The following is an 18,853-nucleotide window of genomic DNA, read 5'->3' as shown; positions in this document are numbered from 1 at the left end:
ATCAGCGATGCAAAACACCGTTTTAATAATAGACGACGAGAAAAAGATCTGCAGCCTGCTGGCGCGCATCATTGAATTGGAAGGCTTCAAGGTTTTTCAGGCAAATACAGGCAAAGAAGGCCTGAAAATTCTAGCTGCCCAGGATGTATATGTAGTAATTAGTGATGTAAAACTTCCGGATATTAATGGAGTTGAACTCGTAAAAGAGATCAAGAAAATAAAACCTTATACCGAGGTGATCAATCTGACTGCTTTTGGTACAATACAAGATGGTGTAATGGCAATGCGCAATGGCGCTTTTGATTATATTACTAAGGGGGATGATAATGACAAAATCATCCCCCTTGTTTATAAAGCATTAGATAAAGCCAAACTCCAGTTTAGGATTAGTGAACTGGAAAATAAAGTAGCCAGAAAATATGATTTTACGGGCATACTTGGTCAGTCTAAGGCTATTAAAGAAGCGATAGCGCTATCTGAAAAGGTTGCCGGTACAGATACTACTGTTCTTTTACTTGGCGAGACGGGTACGGGGAAAGAGGTGTTCGCACAAGCGATACATTACGAAAGTTTAAGGAAAATGAAGCCTTTCGTTGCCGTAAACTGTAGCGGATTTAATCATGAACTTTTAGAAAGTGAATTGTTTGGGCATAAAGAAGGTGCATTTACTGGAGCAGTAAGAGATAAAAAAGGTTTGCTGGAAGAAGCAAATGAAGGAACTTTGTTTCTGGATGAGATTGGAGAGATGAACCTGGATTTGCAAGCAAAATTGCTTCGCGTATTGGAAAATCAAACCTTTATAAAGGTAGGAGATACCCAAACAAGTAAAGTGAATGTCCGCATTATTGCTGCCACCAACAGAGACTTAAAAACGGAAGCAGAAAGTGGGAAGTTCAGATTAGATCTTTATTACCGCCTTTCCGTATTTTCTATTGAACTTCCACCTTTATCTCAACGGAAATCAGATATTTTACTAATCGCCAAACATTATTTAAAAGAATTTGCGAATAAAGTAAACAAGCAGGAGCTTTTAATGGGGGATGATTTTGCTGAACTACTCCTTAAGCACAACTGGAAGGGGAACATCAGAGAGCTAAAAAACGTAATTGAGCGTGTCGTTATTCTTGCCGACGGGAACTCAGTTACAGCGAATCTGCTACCTTATGAGTTTCACGCTTTAGAGCAACAGGTAGGGGAGACAGATCCAATGAAAATGGAGCAGGTTGAGAAACAGCATATTCTTAAAGTACTAACATATACCAAAGGAAATAAGACAGAGACTGCCCGCTTATTGGGGATAGGACTTACTACATTATATCGAAAAATTGAAGAATATAAAATTTAGAAACTCCCAGTTCTTCAAAATGAAATTAATCATACCATTTTGATATGGTAAATTTTATTCATTCAAGACCTAAAAAATATTTTATCGCTTATTTAAGCTAATTAACTGCATTTTTTTGATGATTTATGACTGGGGCATTCCTTTTGAATTGCCGTGTTCAACATTTAATCATAAACATCATCAATATGAACAAATTATATGACCAGGCGGTTGAACTACTGGAAAAACTAATTAAAATCCCTTCATTTAGTACAGAGGAAAAGCTAACTGCAGATTGTATTGAATCCTTCTTAAATGACCATGAAGTATTTACTATCCGTAAATACAATAACATCTGGTGTTACAATAAATACTTTGATCCCTTAAAACCCATCATTTTATTGAATTCCCATCATGATACAGTGAAACCAAATGATCAATATAATAACGATCCCTTTGTGCCGCTGATTAAAGATGGAAAACTTTATGGCTTGGGTAGTAACGATGCAGGCGGACCTTTGGTTTCACTGATTTCTGCGTTTCTTTTTTTCTATGAAAGGAAAGACCTTCCTTTTAATTTATGCCTGGCCGCAACTGCAGAAGAAGAGAATTCTGGCAGAAAAGGGATTAAGTCTATTCTGGATGATTTAATGCCTATTTCATTTGCGATTGTTGGGGAACCTACGAATATGCATATGGCGGTTGCCGAAAAAGGCTCTATGGTATTGGACTGCGTTTCGACTGGTAGGCCCGGGCATGCGGCAAGAGAAGAAGGAGATAATGCCATTTACAAAGCGCTGAAAGACATTCATTGGTTTTCAAGCTATGTTTTTCCTATTGACTCTAATCTTCCAAATCCAGTAAAAATGACTGTTACTCAGATCAATGCGGGTATACAGCATAACATTGTTCCGGGCGAATGCAGCTTTACCATTGATATCAGATTTGATCATAGTTATACAGAAAAGGAAATACTCAATACAATTAAAAATCATACCTTTTGTGATACCACGCTTCGTCCTAACGTACTCACACCATCAGCAATTGATCTTTTGCACCCCCTTGTCAGAACTGGTATTGCCATTGGCAGAAAAACATACATCTCCCCAACCAGCTCCGATCAGGGCTGGCTTGAAATGCCATCTGTTAAAATAGGCCCTGGAGATTCTGCCCGCTCTCATTCAGCTGATGAATACATTTATCTTGCAGAAATAAGTGATGGGATCACCATTTATATCAATCTTTTAGAATCTATTTTCCCATATCTTGTTAATGATTCTAGTCTGGATCAGCAATTATACACCTCCGCATGATGAAAAGTGCCATTCTAATTGATACAAAACAGACTTTTTCATTTTGATAAAAACCCTTCCATAATGGAAGGGTTTTTCTGTTCAATAATAAGATGTTAAAATATTTTTGTGTTTTATGTATCTGTAAATCAGGATTTTATGTGTTTATATCTAAGTGTGGTATATGAATTGGCTTATGCTTCTCACAAAATAAAAATATCATGCTTACAATCCTGCTTTTTTTAGCCCTGCTGATCCTCTGCTGGGTAGTTTACAAATCAATCGACTGGTTCGAAAAAATCTAAAATTATGACTGCATTATTTATTATCGCAATCGCCGTATTTATCTATATGATTTACGTGTTGATTAAACCTGAAAAATTTTAATTGTACATTATGAACACAGAATTACTTGGAATTGTTGCGACCTACCTGCTTACACTGGTCATCGCTATTCCGCTAGGCAAGTACCTGGCAAAGGTATTTGCCGGAGAAAAAGTTTGGACAGACTTTTTAAAACCTATTGAATCCGCAATCTATAAGCTTTCTGGTATTAACCCCAAAGAAGAGATGAATTGGAAGCAGCACATGAAGGCGCTGTTAACCATCAATCTTGTATGGCTTGTTTATGGATTTTTTGTTCTGATGTATCAGGACAAGCTTCCGTTGAATCCTGACGGAAACCCAGGAATGACACCCGATCTTTCTTTTAATACAATCATCAGTTTCGTGGTAAACTGTAACCTGCAGCACTATTCAGGAGAATCGGGTGTAACTTATCTTACCCAGCATTTTGTACTGATGTTTCTCCAGTTTGTTAGTGCGGCTACAGGCCTTGCTGCTGCTGTAGTTTTCTTTAAAGCTTTCAGGGATAAAACAAGCACTAAACTTGGTAACTTCTGGGAATTCTTTGTGAAATCTATTACCAGGTTATTACTTCCGTTATCATTGGTAATGGCAATTATTCTTGCCTTTAACGGTTCTCCAACAAGCTATGAAGCTAAAGATCAGTTTATTTCTGTTCAGGGAGATACAGTAAATGTTTCAAGAGGCCCTGCAGCTGCTTTTATTGCCATTAAGCACTTGGGTACTAATGGTGGTGGATGGTTTGGTGCAAACTCTACCCACCCTTTGGAAAATCCGAATTACATCACCAATACCGTTGAATTGGTTGCACAGGTAATTATTCCTATTGCAATGGTCATCGCATTTGGCATTTTCATCAGACGTAGGAGACTTGCCTGGATGATCTTTGGGGTCATGACGATTGGTATGCTACTCCTGCTGATCCCTACTGTAAGTTCCGAGCTTGGAGGAAATCCTGCCATTGCAAAAATGGGCATTTCGCAGGCTACCGGGGCTATGGAAGGCAAGGAAGTTCGTTTTGGCCCAGCCATAACCGGCTATTGGAGCACAGTAACCACCATTATCTCTACCGGTTCCGTTAACGGGATGCATGACAGTACCATGCCACTAACAGGCGCATGGCAATTACTGGGTATGATGATCAACTCTTTTTATGGAGGTTGCGGTGTTGGTGTATTGAATTATTTTATTTACCTGATCATTGCTGTATTTATTTCCGGATTGATGGTGGGAAGAACACCGGAATTCCTTGGGCATAAGGTAGAAGCCAGAGAGGTTAAGATTGCAGCATTGATCACCTTACTGAGTCCTTTTCTGATCTTGGCAGGAACGGCAATTGCCAGTTATGTATTTACGAATCACGGGGAAGCTGGATGGGCGGTACAACCTAAGAACTGGTTAAACAATCCCGGCTTCCACGGTTTCTCGGAGATGTTGTACGAAATGACCTCATCCAATGCCAATAACGGTTCTGGTTTTGAAGGTCTGGGTGACAATAATGTTTTCTGGAACGTAGCCAGTGGCTTCGTTCTATTCCTTGGTCGTTTCCTACCGATTATAGGCCCTGTTGCCATTGCAGGTTTACTAGGTTCTAAAAAATACATCCCGGAGTCTGCTGGTACCTTGAAAACAGATACTTTGACTTTCAGTCTGATGACTTTTGCAGTGATCATTGTACTGAATGCGCTTTCTTATTTCCCTGCTCTGGCTTTAGGCCCATTGGCAGAATACTTTACCATGCTTAAATAGATTATAATGAAACACTCATCTAATAAATTATTTGAACCCGCTTTAGTGCAAACTGCACTTAAGCAGTCCTTCATCAAACTTGACCCCAGAGTAATGGTTCGTAATCCGGTTATGTTTACCGTAGAAATCGGTACCGTAATCATGGCTTACGTAACTGTATACTCCATGAGTAACGCAGGTCAGGGATCACCACTATACAATTTTTTTATCTTTTTAATATTACTGCTTACTGTTCTTTTTGCAAATTTTGCTGAAGCCATTGCCGAGGCCAGAGGAAAAGCACAAGCGGATAGTTTAAGGAAAACACGTGAAGAAACACCAGCTAAGGTTGTTCTGGCAAATGGAAAGATCGAGATCCGTTCTTCGAACCAATTAAAAAAAGGAGACATATTTTTCTGCGAGTCGGGAGATACCATTCCAACCGATGGAGAGATTATTGAAGGTATTGCTACCATTGATGAATCCGCCATTACCGGTGAGTCGGCTCCGGTAATCCGTGAGTCGGGAGGCGATAAATCTTCTGTTACCGGGGGTACAAAAGTGCTTTCAGACCATATCAAAGTTCAGGTAAATACCCAGCCGGGTGAAAGTTTTCTGGATAAAATGATTGCCCTTGTTGAAGGTGCATCAAGACAAAAAACACCCAATGAGATTGCATTGACCATATTGCTCGCCAGTTTTACCTTGGTGTTTATTATTGTTTGCGTTACCTTAAAGCCATTTGCTGATTATGCAAATACTCCGATTACTATTGCTGCATTGATCTCCTTGTTTGTTTGCTTGATTCCGACCACTATCGGCGGACTGCTGTCTGCAATTGGTATAGCCGGGATGGACAGGGCACTGCGTGCCAACGTAATTACCAAATCAGGTAAAGCTGTGGAAACAGCAGGCGATATTGACGTTTTATTACTGGACAAAACAGGTACCATTACTATTGGTAACCGTAAGGCCACCAATTTCTACCCTACTTCGGGGATGGATAAGAAGCAATTCGTTGATGCCTGTATGTTAAGTTCTCTAGCTGATGAAACCCCCGAAGGTAAATCTATTATAGAGCTTGCGGTATTGCAAGATCATAAATTACTTACTGCACCTGAAGGATCTAAATTCATCAAATTTACTGCTGAAACCAGGTCAAGTGGTTTGGATACTCCGGATGGAAAAAGAATCCGTAAAGGCGCATTTGATTCTATCCGTAACATTGTTTTAACGGCTGGAAATCCTTTTCCAATAGACATTGAGGAGCAGGTGAAAATAATTGCCAATAATGGGGGAACACCGCTTGTTGTTTCTGAGAATGAAAAAGCACTTGGAGTAATTGAATTACAGGATATCATTAAACCCGGCATTAGTGAGCGTTTTGAGCGCCTGCGTAAAATGGGTGTAAAAACGGTAATGGTTACCGGAGACAACCCCCTTACCGCAAAATTCATTGCAGAGAAAGCCGGTGTGGATGATTTTATTGCTGAGGCTAAACCTGAGGATAAAATGAATTACATCAAAGAAGAACAAGCCTTGGGTAAACTTGTAGCCATGATGGGTGACGGTACCAATGATGCCCCTGCACTTGCACAAGCAGACGTAGGTGTGGCTATGAACAGTGGTACGCAGGCAGCCAAAGAAGCAGGTAACATGGTGGATCTGGATAATGATCCGACCAAGCTCATAGAGATTGTGGAAATCGGTAAACAATTGCTGATCACCCGCGGAACACTTACTACCTTCTCTATTGCCAATGACGTAGCGAAGTACTTTGCGATTGTACCGGCATTGTTTATTGCTTCGATTCCTGCATTACAGAGTTTAAATATTATGGGATTGCATAGTCCTGAGAGTGCGATTTTATCTGCTGTAATTTTCAATGCAATCATTATCCCTATCCTGATCCCTCTGGCCTTAAAAGGTGTTGAATATAAACCAATCGGTGCCAGTGCGTTGTTGCGTAGAAATCTACTGATCTATGGACTTGGCGGTGTGATAGCCCCTTTTATAGGCATCAAACTTATTGATATTGTTGTAGGCTTATTTGTTTAAAAAATAGAAATCATGAAAAAATATATCATACAATCCTTACGCTTAACACTAGTACTTATGGTATTACTGTGCGTTATTTATCCATTGATTGTTGCTTTTGCCGGTGGCTTCTCAAAAGGAAATGGTGGCGGCGAAAAGATCAGCAAAAATGGTAAAGTTGTTGGTTATGCCGCAATTGGCCAATCGTTTACCAAACCGGAGTATTTCTGGGGAAGACCTTCTGCGGTTGGTTATAATGCTGCAGGCTCGGCCGGCTCCAATAAGGGGCCTTCAAATCCTGATTACCTAAAAGAGGTTTCGAGCAGAATCGACACTTTGCTAAAATACAACCCATCTTTGAAAAAGGCTGATATTCCAGCCGATATGGTCACTGCTTCAGGTAGTGGTTTAGATCCAAACATTTCCGAACAGGGTGCCATTATCCAGATCAAAAGAATTGCTGCTTATCGTAAAATAAATGAAAAGACAGTAGCTGAACTGGTAGTTAAAAATACTCAGGGGCCATTGTTAGGACTGTTTGGCCCGTCATCCGTAAATGTACTTAAGCTTAACCTTGCCCTGGATGAGCTAAAAAAATAATCTTACGACTCTCGCTCCGAAACTCCTGCCTGATCCATAATGCGTTTGCCAAACCCCGGATCAGGCAGCGGCAGGGGAAGTATGGCCTAAATTTTAATCCAAAAACAACAAATAATACAATAACGTGGCCATCAGAGATGACCATATCTAGAAAAAACAAAACTATAAATGAAAAAACTTTTAATATTAGCAACAGCATTAACTACGGGATCTTTAGCATACGGCCAGGAAACATCAAAAATCAAAGTGAGTGGTTACCTGGAAACTTATTTCGGTTACGATTTTAATAAACCGACGGATAACAACAGACCTGGATTTATCTATTCTCATAACCGTCATAACGAAATGAACTTAAATTTGGGTTTCATCAAAGGGAATTACGATAATGGAACCATCAGGGCAAATGTAGCTGTAATGGCGGGAAGTTATGCCAATGCAAATCTAGCGGCTGAGCCTGGGGTGTTAAAAAACATCTATGAAGCAAATGCTGGGGTTAAACTTTCCAAAACAGCTAATTTATGGTTGGATGCCGGAATTTTCTCTTCACATATTGGTTTTGAAAGTGCCGTTTCTAAAGATTGCTGGGTATTAACAAGAAACATCTCATCAGAAAATACACCTTATTATGAATCGGGTGCAAAAATTACCTATGGTACTAGTGATGGAAAGTTTACTGCTGCCGCATTTTATTTGAACGGATGGCAAAGAATTACCCGTCAGAGCGGAAACAGCCAGCCGGCCGGTGGTGTACAGTTAACATGGAAACCAACAGATAAAATTACTGTCAACTATAGTAATTACCTGGGAACAGAAGGTGCTGACTCTATAAGGGTAACACGGTTCTATCATAATGTTTATGGAATATTCCAGGTAACTGATCAGTTTGGATTGACTCTTGGCTTTGATTACGGAACACAGCAGAAAACAAAAGGAAGCAGCGACAAAAATGAAGTTCTTTCGCCTGTTGCCGTTGCACAATACAAGATCAACAGCAACTGGGCGGTTGCCGCAAGAGGAGAATATTACCAGGATAAGAATGGTGTTTTTATTGCTACCGGAACACCTAATGGCTTTAAAACAACCGGATATTCCCTTAATGTGGATTACGCGCCTGTGAGTAATGCAGTAATTAGATTGGAAGGTAAAATGTATAGCAGTAAAGACAAAATATTTGTGCGTAATTTAAATGCTGTAGACAACAATGCTGCAGTTACAGCAAGTATTGCTGTTGCTTTTTAGACTTAGATTAATATAGTTTAGAATTACGGAATTCACCTAAAACCAGGCGGATTCCGTAATTGTTAAAATCAAATATTTACTATGAAAAAATGGACATTTCGGGGTTTTGTGAGTAATCCCTTTGGTAAACTGATTCTGTGTTTTGGTATTGGGTTGATTATTGGTGGATTATGGTATTTGATGACTAATAATTACATCATTATTAAATGGTAATTTTATTGAGCCATGGAAGAAGATAATAAAGCAGACTCGGTAAGGAAATTTCTTGATCTGGTAAAGAAGTCCAGAAGAGGGAAATTTAAGGTATATATTGGCATGAGTGCGGGCGTGGGGAAAACGTACAGAATGTTGCAGGAAGCCCATGCTTTATTAAAGAATGGTATTGATATTCGGATTGGCTATATAGAAACCCATAACAGAGCTGAAACACATGCATTATTAGACGGTATCCCGATTATTCCCCGAAGAAAACTCTTTTATAAGGGTAAAGAGCTGGAGGAGATGGATGTAAACGCAATTATTAATACGCACCCAGAGGTTGTTATTGTTGATGAATTAGCGCACACAAATGTTGAAGGGAGTAAAAACGTTAAGCGCTGGCAGGATGTTGCTGATATTCTTGAAGCGGGAATTAGCGTGATCTCTGCTGTAAATATTCAACATCTTGAAAGTATGAATGAGGATATTGAAACCATTACCGGGATCCCTATCACAGAGAGAATACCAGATAAGATTTTAGAAACAGCGGACGAGATCGTTAACATAGACCTAACCGCAGATGAGTTGATAGAGCGGTTAAAAGCCGGGAAAATTTATGATAAAAGTAAGATCGAACGGGCCCTCGGAAATTTTTTTCAACCAGAGCGTATACTCCAACTTCGTGAACTTGCTTTAAAAGAAGTTGCCCATCACCTGGAAAGGAAAATCAATATCGAAATTCCTAAGCAGATCAAGCTTCGGCCTGAGCGTTTTTTAGCTTGTATATCTACTAATAATACAACAGCTAAAATAGTAATCAGAAAAACCGCAAGACTTGCTTCCTATTACCGTTCACCATGGATAGTGCTATATGTACAAAACGATAATGAAAGTGGAGATCGGATTAAATTAGACGTGCAGCGACATCTGATTAACAACTTTAAAATGGCAACCGAGCTAGGTGCAGAGGTGATAAAAGTTAAAAGCAATCATATCACCAGCGCTATATTGAAGGTTGCTGAAGAAAAAGAAATTACCACAATATGTATAGGAAAGCCACACTTAAATTTATTTCAGATCATTATGAGAACTGCTGTTTTTAACCAACTTTTGCGAAGTATTTCTGCTACCGAAACTGATCTTGTTATATTATCATGACGTTAAAAATTTAATATTATAAACCATGAAGATAAAAACTAAACTACGCCTCGGATTCGGGTTCTTATTCGTGGTCGTGATATTCTTCGGAGCGATCTCGCTCTACTATATGAACAAAATTTCTGTAAGCTCCAAGGTAATCTTAAAGGACAACTACGAGAGCTTAAATTTTTCTGGCGAGATGCGAAAGATACTTGATGAAAGCGTAATACCACTTTCGCAGAAAGAGGCTGAACAGTTTGGAATCCATTTGGCAAAAGAAAGAAATAACATTACTGAAAAAGGAGAGCATGAGTCTGTACTTAGACTTGCTGAAGCCTATAAGATTATTGTAGACCCGGCAAAAAATATATCAGCCAAGCAGTTGGCATTAAATAATGCCCGATTGCAGTTGAGGATCATTGATGAGGTGAATATGAATGCTATTGTCAGAAAAAATGCTGCTGCCCAAAGGGGCGTCGAAAAGGCAGCAACTTATCTGATCTTTGCGGCTTCAATGTGCTTTCTAATCTTGTTTTCTTTTGTTGTAAATTTCCCGGGCTTTGTAGCCAATCCCCTAAAGGAATTCTCTGAAGCGATTAAAGAAATCAGTCGGAAAAATTATAAACAGCGTTTGGAATTCAATGGAACTGATGAGTTTTCGGAGCTCGCAACAGAGTTTAATGCTATGGCTGCTCAGCTCAACAAATGGGAAAACAGTAATCTGGCCAAACTTCAATCCGAAAAGCTAAGGATAGAAGCCATTATTGAACAAATGCAGGATGCAATTATTGGTCTGAACGAGAAAAAAGAGATCTTATTTTTGAATAAAGTAGCCGGACAGTTGTTAAACCTGAGCGAAAAAGATATTATCGGATTAAATGCTTTAGAGCTAATGAAAAGAAATGATCTTTTAAATAGAATATTGCAAATCAATAGTGTAGACAAACCAATGAAGATCTATGCTGATAATAAAGAGTCTTACTTCCAGTTGGAGCGTAGGGAGATCACAGTTCCGGTAGCCTATGAAGATCAGGACGAACAGATAATTACTGAGACCAGAAGAACTGCTGGTGAAGTATATATACTAAAAAACATAACACAGTATAAGGAATTAGACGAAGCAAAGACAAATTTTATTGCTACTGTATCTCATGAATTAAAAACGCCGATATCATCTATTAAAATGAGTTTAAAATTAATGGATGATGAGCGCGTTGGTACAATGAATGCCGAGCAGAAGGAACTTGTTCAGCATATTAAGGAGGATTGCGGACGTTTATTAAAGATTACAACGGAGCTACTTGATCTTGCTCAGGTAGAAACAGGTAACCTGCAATTAAATTTTGTGAAATCTGACCCACGTAAGATCGCTATTTATGCTATGGATGCTGTAAGGTTTCAGGCAGAGCAGAAGTCGATAGAATTGGAATTGATCAGCAAAAATAATTTGGCTAAAGTATTTGTGGATACTGAAAAGACCGCATGGGTGCTGGTTAATTTTTTATCTAATGCTTTGAGGTACAGCTCAGAAAAATCTAAAGTGATTATTCAGATAATTGAAAAGGATGGAAACATAGAATTTTCTGTGAGGGATTTTGGAAAAGGAATTGATGAGCAGTATCAGAAAAGGTTGTTTGACCGTTATTTTCAGGTTCCTACCGACGGAAATAATAAATCAGGGTCTGGATTAGGATTGGCAATATCCAAAGACTTCATAGAGGCAGAAAGCGGAAAGATTTGGGTGGAAAGTGCTATTGGAGAAGGAAGCAGATTTTGCTTTCAGCTACCAATAGCAGTATAAAATGCGTTATTAATTCATTGCAGAGTTAAGTGCAATGATGGCAGTTTTAAAGTGTTCGCGTGCAACTAAAAACTGAATATTTACTTTTCTTAATGCAAAGCCTGCGCTCTTAATGTTTATCCCTTTTTCGGTTAGAGCGTAGGCACTTTTTGCCAACAAACCCGGTTGGTCTATGTTAGATCCTAAGAGGCATACCATAGCAACTTCTTCAATAGTTACCTTTTCAAAGTCATCTTCCAGATCACTAATTAGTTTTTTAACAAAATCTCGTTCCCAAATTGCAATAGATATGCTGTTGGCACTGGTTGCCTTAAAGGTATAACTAATGTGGTGTTTATAGAAAATTTGCATGATGTGCAGATCGCTACCCACACTACCTACCATTAATGGATCATAAACATCAATCAATAGCAATTTGTCTGTTCCTGTAATTACTTCCACCCGTTTATGCTCACAAATAAAATTCCTGGTGATCAATGTGCCAGGGTGGGCAGGTTCAAAAGTGTTTTTTATTCGTAGATGAATCCCGTTGATTTCCAGAGGTTTTGAAGCCTTGGGATGGATTGCCTCCATGCCTACATCTGCCAGCTGATCGGCAATGTCATAATTGGTGTAACCAACCGGGGTACAATTTTCTATCCCCACTAACGCCGGATCTGCTGTTGATAGATGATATTCTTTATGAATAATTGCTTCCTGAGGTTTTAAGAATTCAGCAATTTTGCTAAAAGTTACTTCAGAATATCCCCGGTCAAATTCACGCATAATACCTTCGGTTCCTTTAGCATATCCTGTAACTATACACACTGTGTTTTCGAAGTCGATATTTTTAAAGGCATGCTTTATCCGCTGGTCAATAGTAAATGCCCTATGGTCATTAAAACCACTCAAATCTATAAGAATAGCATTAATACCCATGTTCTTTAAGATATTAGTAAAGTTAAAAGCAGAGTGGCTTTCTCCAATTGAGGCTAGTATCTCACGTGCCGCCTGTAAAATACCTGCTTTGCTCACATAACCTGAGGCCAGGATATTTGCTAGATTTTCAAGATATTTTTGTGCCTCTGTAATATGATTTTCTATGAACTGATCGGCCAGAGTTAAATCAAGGCCTATACTCTTATACTTTTTGTTGATGGATTTTAACTGAACGATCAGACTCATTAACGGCCTGTGAAAATCCTGATATTTAGCAATGCGATGATAAACACCTGGCTTTCCTGTTTTTTTGTTCTCCAACAACAGGTCGGTCACACCGGAAAATGCAGAGACTACAAAAACTCTGTTGTATAATGCCTCACCGCTTCTTTCAAATAAAACGATGTTATTAATAACATCTGCAAGGGCACTCATCGAAGTCCCCCCAATTTTTTCTACTGTTAACATGTATGATTTTACTTTCAGTTTCGGTTTAAAATTAAAGGATTTTTTCTATTCTACGTTAGGACTAATCCATTCTAAGCCAAAATCCGAATGGGATTAGACCTTGCATAGAGAACCTAAGATGTGAATAGAGATGCAAATTCGTGGCCTAAAAGATGAGATTGATGCTAAAGGTCAGTTACACATTGTGTTAGCTGTTTTTAATTTTTTTAACTAAAATCCAGATTAAATAAGCATTTTTCAAAATGGGTGAGGTTTTTTCATTTTAACATGTTTTGGGTTAAAGGGCTTAGAAGTAAGGAATATGTACTTATATTCAGTTAAATTTCAAGAGAATTGTTTTAGGATTTGGATGGTATGGTTTAATTCATACATTTGAATTAATCAAATATAGACCCTATGCCTAAACATTTACCCGACCTAAACAGTCTGATAAGTCATATTGCTTTGTATAATAATGAGAACGCATACGAGAAGCTTTTCAAATCTTTGTTTCCTTCTTTATATCGCTTTTGCTTTTGTTTATTAAAGTCAAGAGAACTTGCAGAAGAAGTGGCCAGTGATGTTATGATTACCATTTGGCGGAATAGAGAAAAATTATCGGAGGTGAGAAATATCAAAGTTTATGCTTTTGTAATTGCCCGTAATTTATCCTTAAATGTGCTTAATAAACATTCAAAGCAGGAGTGGGTCTCTCTAGATGATATTGAATTCGAAATTATTCTTGACAACCTGAATCCGGAGCAGATATTGATTAATGATGAATTGAAGAGAAAGCTCGAGGTTGCCACCGAAAAACTGCCTTCTCAGTGCAAGCTGGTATTTAAATTAATAAAAGAAGACGGTTTAAGTTATAAGGAAACGGCATCCATTTTAAATATTTCTCCTAAAACAGTAGATGCGCATCTGGTAACGGCAATTAAAAAAATGAGCACTGTTTTAAAAGCAGAATTTAACCTCATGTAAAAAAACTTTTATTTTTTTTCATGAAAGACTAGGGAGTTTTCCAAAAAGGTTTGTCCTATACATACAAACCAATATAAACTTACCCGGATTATCTGTATGTATAAAAACAGAATTATAGAACTGTTAGCTCGTAAATTAGCTGGTGAAGCCACGAAAAGCGAATTGGAAGAGCTGAATGACCTCATAACAGGATATCCTGATTCCGTTTATTATGAAGAATTTCTAGAACAACTCTGGTTAAGTTCAGAAGGACAAACCGATTTGCCAGACGTAGATCAGGCGTACCTGTTGCATAGGCTTAAATTCCGTGATGAGTTTGGACATAAAGAGGAAACACAAAAAATAACCGGCTTCAAAAAATATAAAAATCTAATTGGCATTGCTGCAATATTACTTGTTATTGTTTCTGCTGCTCTACTTTACTACAATAGGTCCGATAAATTTTCCCCGGATACTCAAATTGTTGCAGGGAAAGGGATCCGAAAAAAAATTAAGCTTCCGGATGGTACAATAGTTTGGCTTAATTCTGATAGTAAACTTTCATATGAAAGCAGTATCAATCAAAAGAAGAAACGTATTGTTTATCTGGTAGGTGAGGCTTTTTTTGATGTGGCTCACCATAAATCTCACCCCTTTATTGTACGTACTGATAAAATTTGTGTAAAAGTTTTGGGAACTGCATTTAACATAAAAGCTTATCCCATTGATAAAAAGTCAGAGGCTACCTTGATCCGCGGGTCTATTGAGCTTTCTGTAAACGACAGATCGGAACAAAAGATCCTTTTAAGTCCGTCAGAAAAATTTGCATTGGTTGAAGATAAAAAAGTTATTCATGTTAAGTCTAGTCCCTCGCCAGATGTGCCAAAGGACATAACGTTAACGATACAACACGTGGTGCCGGTGCGAATTGGTAACAACGAATATATCGAAGAAACTTCGTGGCGTGATAGCCAGCTTGTTTTTCAGAATGAATCATTAGAAGATCTGAAACCAAAGCTGGAACGCTGGTTCAATGTGCAAATCAACTTTGAAACCGAGCAAGCAAAATCTTATCGCTTTACAGGTGTATTTAAAAATGAAACAATCGAAGAAACCCTGAAAGCAATGCAATTAATCAAACCATTTAACTTTAAACTTAAAGAACATGACGTGATCATTTACTAACAAAAAAGGGAGCTAAATGCGGCTAACATTTCTCTCCCCCTAAACCTTCATGAGTAGCTAAATGCTACTATTACAGATTTTTAACTTTGAAATTCACAAATCTATGAAAAAAAAAGAACTGTGCAATAAAGTTCTATGTGCCAACTTTCCCAACAAAAAACTAATAATGATGCTAAACTGGATCTTTGTTTCATCGTTTGTCTTATGTTTGCAGGTATCAGCTTCCACCTTCTCCCAAGGTACAAAGGTTGATTTAGAGCTGCATAGAGTCAAATTAAAAGAAGCGCTTAATGTGCTTGAGAAGAAAGGGAATATACGCTTTCTATATAGCGAGGACGACCTTTCTGGTAGTAAAGATGTTACATTGGTAAAGAGTCAGATATTTGTTTCTGATGCCCTGATGCTACTTTTGAAAAACACTAATCTGGAGTTCCAGGAATTGGAAGATAACCTGGTAGTGATAAGACTAAGAAATGCATCGGCGGCTGACATTTTGGTGAAAGGTCTGGTTACAGATGCCAATGGAACTGGCATCCCCGGGGTAAGTGTTAAATTAAAAGAAGGTACGGCTGGTTCAACTACTGATGCAACAGGTAAATACAGCATCAGGGTGCCGGACAATGGCACATTGGTGTTCTCTTATATGGGATATCAGACGCAAGAAATTCCGGTTAATAAGCAAGAAACAATTAATGTGAAGCTGGTCGAAAGTGCACAGGCACTATCTGAAATTGTGGTTGTTGGTTATGGAACACAGAAAAAAGCTGTCGTTTCCGGAGCTGTAACTTCAGTTAAAGGAGCCGAGCTGGCAAAAACACCAACGGTAAACCTTTCTAACTCACTGGCTGGTCGTTTGCCGGGTGTAACAGCTGTTCAAGCAAGTGGTGAGCCGGGTTATGATGGATCAACTATCCGCATCCGTGGAGTTAATTCCTTAGGAAATAACAATGCCTTAATCGTTATCGATGGGGTGCCTAACAGGGCAGGCGGTCTAGAACGCTTAAATCCAAATGATGTAGAAAGTGTATCAGTACTAAAAGATGCTTCTGCTGCAATTTATGGTTCCAGGGCGGCAAATGGTGTTATCCTTATAACCACTAAACAAGGTAAATCAGGAAAACCACAATTATCTTATGATTATGGTTATGGCTTGCAGCAACCGACCAGAACGCCTAAAATGTCAAATTCATCCCAGTATGCTGAAATATTGAATGAATTAAACATATTCGGTGCCGACTTGCCTCAGGACCAATGGAGTGCTGCGTGGCAGGCGTTTAAGGAAACAGGGTCGTACAAACGAACTGATAACAATAGTACAATCAGCGCAGCTTATCGTCCCGATGAGATGCAGAAGCTACGTGATGGTTCAGACCCGTTAAGATACCCTAATACAGATTGGTTTAATACCACACTTAAAAACTGGTCTCCACAACAAAAACACAACTTACAAATTAATGGAGGAGGAGATAACATCAAATATCTTGTGTCTTTGGGATATTTAGATCAGGATGGTTATTACAAAAAATCTGCAACAGGATATCAGCAGTACGATCTGAGGATTAACCTCGAAGCGAACATCAACAAATATGTAACTGCTACATTAGGTGTTACTGGTAGAGAGGAAGTTCGTAATTTCCCTACTGTAAGTGCCTCTGATGTATTCAGGATGCTGATGCGCGGAAAACCAACAGAAATAGAGGTTTGGCCAAATGGTTTACCAGGACCTGATATTGAATATGGATATAACCCATATGTGACAACTACAGATCTTACAGGTTATAACAGGGATCGCAGGGATTACTTACAAACTACTGGTAAAGTAGAAATCAGAATTCCATGGGTTGATGGGTTAAAAGTAACAGGAACTGCCTCTATAGATAAGTTTGCAGGCAGGCAAAAAAGATGGCAGACGCCATGGACGCTTTATTATTGGGACAAAAAATCTTTTGAAGCCGATGGTGTAACACCTGTACTGACAGGTTCGGTGCGTTCTGAACGTACAGATCCTAGTTTAACTGAAACCGCTGGAGCGCAATTGGCAACAAATTTAATGGGAATGATCAATTATGATAAAAAAATAGGAGATCATACTATTGGTTTAATGGCTGGTGTAACCAGAGAAAAGGTTGATAATGATGGATTTTCAGCTTTCAGAAGATATTTCATTTCTACTGCTTTGCAGGAACTGTTAGCAGGTAGCGATAAAGAGCAGTCGATCAGTAATCCAGGTGACCCTAACAACTTATACAAAAGAGCTCGTTTGAGTTATTTTGGAAGGGTAGGTTATAACTATAAAGAAAAATATCTTGCTGAATTCTTGTGGAGAGCTGACGGTTCGTACATCTTCCCTGAAGATAAGCGCTTTGGTTTCTTCCCTGGCTTTTCACTGGGTTGGAGGGTATCTGAAGAGCCTTTCTTTAAAGATAACGTCAGATTTGTTAATAATTTGAAAATCAGAGCTTCATGGGGTCAGATGGGTGCAGAGGCATACTTTGGGGATGCACTGGCCGAATATCAATACCTGAGTACAATGGGCTTTGGAAGTTATGTGATCAATGATCAGTTAAGCCAAACATTAGTTGAAAACCGAGTTCCTAATTTGGATTTCGGATGGGAAGTAGCAAACAATTCCAACGTAGGTTTGGATGCATCGTTCTTGGATAATAAATTAAGCTTTGAGTTTGACGCCTTTTATAACAAGCGTACAAAAATTCTTATTGCAAGAGGTAACTCTATACCTGGCAGTTCGGGTATTACCGATAAATTACCTCCTGTGAATCTTGGAAAAGTAAACAATAAAGGTTTTGAATTTAAGTTGAGCTATAACGACAATGTAGGTGAACTTAATTACGGAGTAAGTGTTAACGGAGGATATTCTAAAAACAAGATCATATTCTGGGATGAAACACCAGGCGCACCAGAGTGGCAGCGATCAACTGGAATGCCTACAGGAACAGAACTTGTGTACCAATATGATGGAGTTTTTAGAGATCAGACCGAAATTAATGCCAACAAAATCGATTATAGCGCCTTTACCGGTAATCTATTGCCAGGTGATATGAAGTTTAAAGACATCAATGGCGATGGTAAAATCAATGGCGATGATCAGATTAGAATGGACAAAACAAACACACCTACTTTTACAGGTGGTTTTAATTTGAATCTGGCTTATAAAGGTTTTGACCTTTCGGCATTAATTCAGGGAGCTTCAGGAGGTCTGCAGATTGTAGGATTAACAGAATCTGGTGACATAGGTAACTTCCTTGAATGGTCATACAAAAACCGTTGGAGCATCGAAAATCCGAGTAGTGAATTCCCTAGGTTATCTAACCGTGGTAAAACCTATTATACGGATTTTAATAATGCAGCACGTAATACCTATTGGATGCGTAGCAACAACTATATAAGGTTAAAAAATGTTGAACTGGGCTATACGTTTGCTCCGGAATTGGTAAAACGAATCGGATTAACAGCGCTTAGGGTATATGTAAATGGGCTAAACCTTGTAACTCTGGATAAAATTAAAATTTGGGATCCTGAATCAACAAACTCTAGTGCCCAATATTATCCACAGGCAAGGGTTATCAATACAGGAATTAAAGCCACTTTTTAAGT

13 protein-coding genes are annotated in these 18,853 nt (G+C 38.7%); 12 read left to right on the top strand and 1 reads right to left on the bottom strand.

Going from position 1 to position 18,853, the window contains the following annotated elements:
- The first annotated feature begins 7 nt into the window (after positions 1-7).
- The 9 genes from HQN86_RS08180 (at position 8) to HQN86_RS08140 (ending at position 11,725) form a co-directional block, all read left to right on the top strand.
- Positions 8-1,345, top strand: a complete 1,338-nt coding sequence (locus tag HQN86_RS08180; protein WP_172660526.1) for a sigma-54-dependent transcriptional regulator — start codon at positions 8-10, stop codon at positions 1,343-1,345.
- Positions 1,346-1,530: 185 nt separating this feature from the next.
- Positions 1,531-2,637 carry a M20/M25/M40 family metallo-hydrolase gene (locus tag HQN86_RS08175; RefSeq protein WP_172660525.1) on the top strand — a complete coding sequence of 369 codons (1,107 nt, stop codon included), beginning with the start codon at positions 1,531-1,533 and terminating at the stop codon, positions 2,635-2,637.
- Between the two features lie 288 nt (positions 2,638-2,925).
- Entirely contained in the window at positions 2,926-3,003 is a 78-nt protein-coding gene (locus tag HQN86_RS08170) for a potassium-transporting ATPase subunit F (protein ID WP_084498241.1), read from the top strand.
- A 9-nt stretch (positions 3,004-3,012) separates the two neighbouring features.
- Positions 3,013-4,731, top strand: a complete 1,719-nt coding sequence (gene kdpA, locus HQN86_RS08165; RefSeq protein WP_172660524.1) for a potassium-transporting ATPase subunit KdpA — start codon at positions 3,013-3,015, stop codon at positions 4,729-4,731.
- Positions 4,732-4,737: 6 nt separating this feature from the next.
- Positions 4,738-6,768 carry a potassium-transporting ATPase subunit KdpB gene (gene kdpB / locus HQN86_RS08160; RefSeq protein ID WP_172660523.1) on the top strand — a complete coding sequence of 677 codons (2,031 nt, stop codon included), beginning with the start codon at positions 4,738-4,740 and terminating at the stop codon, positions 6,766-6,768.
- Positions 6,769-6,780: 12 nt separating this feature from the next.
- The gene (locus HQN86_RS08155; RefSeq protein ID WP_172660522.1) at positions 6,781-7,347 is read left to right on the top strand and encodes a K(+)-transporting ATPase subunit C; all 567 of its coding nucleotides are present in this window, start codon (positions 6,781-6,783) and stop codon (positions 7,345-7,347) included.
- Positions 7,348-7,515: 168 nt separating this feature from the next.
- Positions 7,516-8,586, top strand: a complete 1,071-nt coding sequence (locus tag HQN86_RS08150; RefSeq protein ID WP_172660521.1) for a porin — start codon at positions 7,516-7,518, stop codon at positions 8,584-8,586.
- Between the two features lie 225 nt (positions 8,587-8,811).
- Positions 8,812-9,942, top strand: coding sequence for a sensor protein KdpD (locus tag HQN86_RS08145; RefSeq protein ID WP_172660520.1), 1,131 nt, complete (start codon positions 8,812-8,814; stop codon positions 9,940-9,942).
- Positions 9,943-9,967: 25 nt separating this feature from the next.
- Positions 9,968-11,725 (top strand): ATP-binding protein, encoded by a 1,758-nt coding sequence (locus tag HQN86_RS08140; protein ID WP_172660519.1) that lies wholly within the window; start codon positions 9,968-9,970, stop codon positions 11,723-11,725.
- Between the two features lie 9 nt (positions 11,726-11,734).
- Here HQN86_RS08140 and HQN86_RS08135 read toward each other — a convergent pair whose 3' ends face one another.
- The gene (locus HQN86_RS08135; protein ID WP_172660518.1) at positions 11,735-13,111 is read right to left on the bottom strand and encodes an aspartate kinase; all 1,377 of its coding nucleotides are present in this window, start codon (positions 13,109-13,111) and stop codon (positions 11,735-11,737) included.
- A gap of 396 nt (positions 13,112-13,507) precedes the next feature.
- Between HQN86_RS08135 and HQN86_RS08130 the strand changes: the two genes are divergently transcribed.
- From HQN86_RS08130 to HQN86_RS08120, 3 genes are all read left to right on the top strand, one after another.
- Positions 13,508-14,074 carry an RNA polymerase sigma factor gene (locus tag HQN86_RS08130; protein WP_172660517.1) on the top strand — a complete coding sequence of 189 codons (567 nt, stop codon included), beginning with the start codon at positions 13,508-13,510 and terminating at the stop codon, positions 14,072-14,074.
- A gap of 96 nt (positions 14,075-14,170) precedes the next feature.
- Positions 14,171-15,238: a FecR family protein gene (locus HQN86_RS08125; protein WP_172660516.1), complete on the top strand. Its 1,068-nt coding sequence runs from the start codon at positions 14,171-14,173 to the stop codon at positions 15,236-15,238.
- Between the two features lie 103 nt (positions 15,239-15,341).
- Positions 15,342-18,851 carry a SusC/RagA family TonB-linked outer membrane protein gene (locus HQN86_RS08120; protein ID WP_216854361.1) on the top strand — a complete coding sequence of 1,170 codons (3,510 nt, stop codon included), beginning with the start codon at positions 15,342-15,344 and terminating at the stop codon, positions 18,849-18,851.
- Positions 18,852-18,853: the final 2 nt, after the last annotated feature.

Source organism: Pedobacter panaciterrae, assembly GCF_013204795.1.
Classification (GTDB): Bacteria; Bacteroidota; Bacteroidia; order Sphingobacteriales; family Sphingobacteriaceae; genus Pedobacter; species Pedobacter panaciterrae.
This window is presented reverse-complemented; position numbering and strand designations above follow the sequence as displayed.